The organism is Actinocrinis sp. (assembly GCF_035605935.1).
In the GTDB taxonomy this organism is placed as follows: domain Bacteria; phylum Actinomycetota; class Actinomycetes; order Streptomycetales; family Catenulisporaceae; genus Actinocrinis.
In genome coordinates this window covers 1-5737 of record NZ_DATNGK010000015.1, presented here as the reverse complement: position 1 = coordinate 5737, position 5737 = coordinate 1, and the positions used below count along the sequence as shown (strand labels likewise).

The 5737-nt window shown below is 67.6% G+C and carries 6 protein-coding genes and 1 tRNA gene; 5 read left to right on the top strand and 2 right to left on the bottom strand.

The genetic code is table 11. The features are described 5' to 3' along the window. The 3 genes from VN779_RS01230 to VN779_RS01220 all read left to right on the top strand — a co-directional run. The coding region (locus tag VN779_RS01230; RefSeq protein ID WP_325719264.1) for a DNA gyrase C-terminal beta-propeller domain-containing protein at positions 1-1162 on the top strand (1162 nt) is incomplete at its 5' end. 133 nt (positions 1163-1295) lie between these two features. Next, a complete protein-coding gene (locus VN779_RS01225) occupies positions 1296-2087 on the top strand; it encodes a DUF3566 domain-containing protein (protein ID WP_325719262.1) in 792 nt (263 codons plus the stop codon). Positions 2088-2180: 93 nt separating this feature from the next. Continuing rightward, positions 2181-2254 (top strand) — tRNA-Ile (locus tag VN779_RS01220). A 116-nt stretch (positions 2255-2370) separates the two neighbouring features. On the opposite strand, the gene VN779_RS01215 is transcribed toward VN779_RS01220, so the two are convergent. Beyond that, complete coding sequence (locus tag VN779_RS01215) at positions 2371-3081, bottom strand: DinB family protein (RefSeq protein ID WP_325719260.1); 711 nt, start codon at positions 3079-3081, stop codon at positions 2371-2373. A gap of 134 nt (positions 3082-3215) precedes the next feature. Here VN779_RS01215 and VN779_RS01210 point away from each other — a divergent pair, with 134 nt between their 5' ends. Continuing rightward, entirely contained in the window at positions 3216-3605 is a 390-nt protein-coding gene (locus tag VN779_RS01210) for a hypothetical protein (RefSeq protein ID WP_325719258.1), read from the top strand. A gap of 38 nt (positions 3606-3643) precedes the next feature. Here the strand turns inward: VN779_RS01210 and polX are convergent, their stop codons facing one another. After that, complete coding sequence (gene polX / locus VN779_RS01205) at positions 3644-5416, bottom strand: DNA polymerase/3'-5' exonuclease PolX (protein ID WP_325719256.1); 1773 nt, start codon at positions 5414-5416, stop codon at positions 3644-3646. A gap of 229 nt (positions 5417-5645) precedes the next feature. On the opposite strand from polX, the gene VN779_RS01200 reads away from it, so the two are divergent. After that, positions 5646-5737 (top strand): DLW-39 family protein (locus VN779_RS01200; protein ID WP_325719266.1); only part of this gene is annotated, 92 nt, incomplete at its 3' end.

Sequence of the window (5737 nt, the reverse complement as noted above, 5' to 3'; positions counted from 1 at the left end):
GCCCTACGAGGGCGACATGTCCATCGAGGACCTGATCCCCGAAGAAGACATCGTCATCACCATCACCCGCGGCGGCTACGCCAAGCGCACCAAGACCGACCTGTACCGCTCGCAGAAGCGCGGCGGCAAGGGCGTGCGCGGCGCCCAGCTCAAGCAGGACGACATCGTCGACCACTTCTTCACCACGACCACGCACCACTGGATCCTGTTCTTCACCAACAAGGGCCGGGTCTACCGGGCCAAGGCGTACGAGCTGCCGGACTCCGGACGTGACGCGCGCGGCCAGCACGTGGCCAACGTCCTGGCCTTCCAGCCGGACGAGACCATCGCCCAGGTGCTCGACCTGCGCGACTACGAGGTGGCGCCATACCTGGTGCTGGCGACCAAGCGTGGCCTGGTGAAGAAGACCGCGCTCAAGGATTACGACTCCCCGCGTTCCGGCGGCGTGATCGCGATCAACCTGCGCGAGGACGACGAGCTGATCGCGGCCGAGCTGGTCTCCCCGGAGAACGATCTACTGCTGGTGAGCAAGAAGGCACAGGCGATCCGCTTCCCCGCCTCCGACGAGTCGCTGCGCCCGATGGGCCGGGCCACTTCCGGTGTGATCGGCATGCGCTTCCGCGAGGACGACGAACTGCTGTCGATGAATGTGGTGAAGGAAGGTACCTTCGTCTTCACCGCCACCGATCGCGGCTTCGGCAAGCGCACGGCGGTCGAGCGGTACCCGGTGCGCGGCCGCGGCGGCCTCGGCGTGATCGCGGCCAAGACCGTGGACGAGCGCGGCGATCTGGTCGGCGCGCTCATCGTCGAGGAAAACGACGAGGTGCTGGCGATCACCGCGGGCGGCGGGGTGATCCGCACCAACGTCTCCGGTCTGCGCGAAACCGGCCGCGACACGATGGGTGTGCAGCTCATTCATGTCGGCAAGAAGGACGCGGTCATCGGCATCGCGCGCAACGCCGATTCGGACACCGCTGAAGCCGACATCGCGGAATCGGAAAACGGCGAGGTCGAGGCTGGCGAAGTCGAGCCCGGCGAGGCTGCCACCGTGGGTGATACGTCGCTCGAACCCGAGACCACGGCCGTGGACGACGCGGAGCAGGCGGCGGATGACCGGGGTACCGTATCCGGAGCGGAACCGACCACCCCCGACGAGGCGTAGTAACCAGGAGCGAGCCGGGGCGGCGAGTCGGACTCGCCGTCCCGGGTATAGAGCCTGGGGCTTGTGGCCTCTAGCAGGGGCCACGCACCAGCAGACGATGAGCAACTTCGATGTAGGGGCCCTGGAGACGACCGTGAGTGAGAGCTCGAACCCGATAGACGGGCGGCCCTCGGGCAGCCGCAGCTACGGCGACAGCCCGTCCGCTGTGCACTCGGCCGCGCCGCAGGCCCACGCCGCTACGGCCGCTCCCCCGTTCCCCGCCGCGGCCCCCGTGCCGACCCCGGTCACCGCTGGCGTTGGCGCCGGTGTCGGCGCTGGCAGCAGTTCCGGTTCGAACGGCGGGACCAACCAGTTCCAACCGGCCGCCGACGGCCCGGACAGCCGTCGCCCCGGTCTCACCGGTCCGACCGAAGGCGTTCGCGGCGCGCTCTCCGGCGCTGGCCGCTCGTTCGCCCGCGTCGGCGCGGCGCTCGGCAACGCCACCCAGGAATCGCGGCAGAACCGCACCGCCGATGGCCCCGGCGGGCCGGTTTCCCCGCAGGCCCGCGTCCGCAAGGCGCGCCTGCGCGTGGCCCGCGTCGACCCGTGGTCGGTCATGAAGGTCTCGTTCGTGCTCTCCATCGCGATGGGCATCGTCACCATCGTCGGCACGGCGGTCGTGTGGAACGTGCTCAACGCCCTCGGCGTCTTCAGCTCGCTGAACAAGACCGTCGGCGACCTCACCAGCAGCGGCACCACCACCGGCACGAGCTCGTTCAACCTGTCCAGCTTCCTGTCCTTCGGCCATGTCGAGGGCTACATGATGATCATCGCGCTGGTGGACGTGGTGCTGGCCACCGCGCTGGCCACGCTCGGCGCGTACCTTTACAACCTCGCGGCGGGCTTCGTCGGCGGCTTTGAGGTCACCCTCGCCGAGGACCAGTGACCGGCCCCGGCCGCGGCTAATCCCGTTTTGGGGCGGCCCGCTCGATGCGGTAACCTGCTCTAGCGCCCGCGCCACGTCGCGGTAGGGCGCGATGGACCTATAGCTCAGTCGGTTAGAGCGCTTCCCTGATAAGGAAGAGGTCGGAGGTTCAAGTCCTCCTAGGTCCACCGTGATTCCCCAAATCAGGCCACCGTTTTCCGGTGGCCTGATTCGTTCTCAGCCCACGACGTCTACCCGGCCTTCCCCCACGCCTGCACACAGCTCCGCTCCTGCGCGCGCTTGACTACGCAAATTCTTCGAGCGCGGTCAGGTCTCGCTCCGCGTAGAGCCGGTGCTCCCACTCCTCATTGAGCACGATGTGAAGGCACTCCTGCACCGGAAAGTCCTCAAGCTGCGGCCAACCCGGCTCCGTGCGCGTGACCGTTGAAGCGAGCTGTGTGTCGGTAAGCGATCCCACGACGGCCCGGACCGTGGACTGTCGTTCGCGGCGTACCGCAAGCACTTCATCGAGTGGAGGTCGTGCTTCCCTGTCCCACGGGATGCCTTCCCAACCGGGCGCCTCGTCCCACGGCAAATCGAGCGGATGCCAGGGCGAAGCCTTGCCAAGGACCATGCGCTCAACCCAGGCGGCGCTGGCGAAGTTGAGGTGTCGCAGCGTCTGGATGAACGACCACTCGTCGTCGACGCTCTCATGCAGCAATGCTTCGGGCAGTCGCCTCGCTCGAGCGAGAGTGCCCTCCCACAGTCGCTCCAGGATCGACCAGGCCTCACGGAACCCGTCGCCGCTGTCCGGGCGCATCTTTGCTCGCTCGGGCATCCGGCGGTTGAGTTCAGCGTCGATGAGGGGCGCGATGTCGACGCCGTTCACGATGACGTTCTGCAGTTCGCCGCTGATCTCGACGTCGATCAGCTCGACGCCGCGCATACGGATCCCGCGGAGCAATGCGCCGCGGATCTGCGCGCCAGAGAGGTCCTGCTCGCGGAACTCAGTCATGGACGCCACGCTAGGCCCTGCTCCGGACAGTGCGCCGCCGCGTCCGTTGAGGTGGTCTTCGCGCCGCGTCACGTTTCGCGGTGGCCGGAGCGGATAAACACCTTCATCTATCTCAGCCGGAGGAGATGAGCGCGATGCTCCTTCTGGGTTTGATCTTGTTCGGTGCCGCCGGAGCGTTCGCCGGGTTGCTCCTGATGCAGAACTCGGCGGACGGCTCCGATTACTCGGTCTCGTTGTTCGGGTTCGACCTGGGCAGGTTGAGCACTCCCCAGGCGTTCCTCGCCGGAATCGCTCTCACGCTGGTGTTCGCCATCGGTCTTGCTCTCGCGATCGGCAGCAGACTGAGAGCCCGCCACCTTCACGCAGCCAGGCTCGCCGCGGAACGCGAGGCGATCCGGATCCGGGCCGAGCGTGACGAGTACGCGGCACGCCTCGGTATACCGGTCAGCCGCGCGCCTGACATCGACCTCGACGAGACCGCTCCGCTGGCTCCGTCGATCTTCCCGTGGGCGAACCCGTGGTGACCGGTCAGCCGGCGGCGGTAGCGGCAGCAAGAGCGGCTTCAGGTCGAGCCCCGCCGAATCGAACAGCCATCACGCCGTTTGCCGAGACGATCCGCCCGGCTTCTTAGGAACGTCCGAAGGTCCCGCAGCGGCCAAGTGTTGATCACGTCCGCCTGCGTGAGCCAGCCGCGCTGTGCGGTGCCGACGCCGTAGCGGATGAGGCCGAGGTTCGCGGTCGCGTGCGCATCGCTGTCGATGGCGAACTTCACTCCGAAGCGCCGCGCAGCCAGGATGTCCTCGTCTCGCAGGTCGATCCGATCCGGCAAGCCGTTCACCTCCAGCGCCGTGCCGGTGCGCGCGGCGGCCCGGAACACCTCGTCCCAGTCCGCATCGACGCCGGCCCGGTGTCCCAGCATCCGCGTCGTCGGGTGCCCGATCACGTTGACGTGCGGGTTCTCGCAAGCGCGCACCAGCCGCCGGGTCATCTGCGCGCGCGACAAGTTGAAATGCGAGTGCACGGAAGCGACGCACACGTCGAAGCCGGCCAGGAAGTCATCCGGCCAGTCCACCTCGCCGTCCGGATCAATGTTGAGTTCGGCGCCGTGCAGCAGAGTCATCCGCCGGTACTTGCCGTCCAGCTGCCGCACCTGCTCGCGCTGGGCAAGGATCTTCTCGTCCGTCATGCGCTGCATTACCAGGTTCGGCGCATGATCGGTGATCGCATAGTACGAATAACCACGCGCGGCTGCGGCCCTGACCATGTCCTCCAATGACGAGACGCCGTCGGTGAGGTTGGTGTGCGTGTGTAGGTCGCCGCGAATATCTGCGTCCGTCACAAGATCGGGCAGCGTTCCGTCGCGGGCTGCCTCGATCTCGCCGCGGTCCTCGCGCAGCGGCGGGGGAACCCAAGCCATGCCGAGCCGCGCGTAAAGCTCCTCCTCGGTCGCCGACACGATCAGTTTCCCGCTCTCGGCCTCGAACAGGCCGTATTCGGAGAGCTTGAGCCCGGCGCGCACGGCGATCTCGCGAACCCGGACGTTGTGCGCTTTCGAGCCGGTGAAGTACTGCAGCGCCGCGCCCCACGACTCGGGCGGGATGACCCGCAGATCAACCTGCAAGCCGGAACTGGTGCGGATGGAGGTCTTCTTCTCGCCGCGTGCGATCACTTCGGCGGCGTCGGGCAGCTTGGTCAGGGCACGCATGATCGGTACCGGGTCCGACGACGCGGCCAGGATGTCGATGTCGCCGACGGTCTCCCGGAAGCGGCGCAGAGACCCAGCGTAGGTACAGCGCTCGCAGCCGGTCACCGCCGACAGCTCGCCGAGAATCCGCTCAGCCACCGCGGTCGCCACGTCGAGCTGCACTCGCCCCTCGGACTGTTGCAGCAAGGCCACGCCGCGCAGGATGTTCTCACCGGTCTTCGGCCCGAACCCGCGCAGCCCATCGAGTCGGCCGGCCTGGACCGCGTCGACCAGTTCCTCGATCGAGGCGACGCCGAGCTCCCGATGCAGCGTCAGCGCCTTCTTCGGCCCGAGCGTCGGGATATCGACCATCTGCCGTACCCCGGCGGGAATCTGCGCGCGCTGCTCCTCCAGCGCCTGGATGGTGCCCGTATGACAGAACTCGACGATCTTCTCCGCGATCGACCGCCCGATGCCGGGCAACTTCTGCAGGCTCTTGGTGTCCAGCGAGCCCACGTCCCCGCGGTAGCCGGCCACTGCTCGCGCCGCTCTCTCGTAGGCGCGGGCCTTGAATAGGTCGCCGCCCGTGATCGTCAGCAGGTCGGCGTACTCCACGAGCGCGGCCTCGACCTCATCGTTCGACCGGGCCATCGCGATCACCGCCTCGTCTTGGCACCGCCTGCCCGGCAGTGCACCATTCTGGCTGCTCGGCTGATACCCGGACGCGCACCGCACACGCGAAACCGGCGCTACACGCTGCTCCACCGTGCTGATAGCACCGATATGCGACCGGGCGCCGCGCGGCTGTTATCCTCAATCCGCACGGGAACTGTCGGGAACGGACAGGCCGTTTCGAACTCCAATGAGAGGGCCGGTTGCCATGAAGAAGCTGCTCCTGCTCGCCCTGGTCGCCGCGGGTGGTCTCCTGGTCTACCGGCAGGTCCAGGCGGACAAGGCGGAGCAGGACCTGTG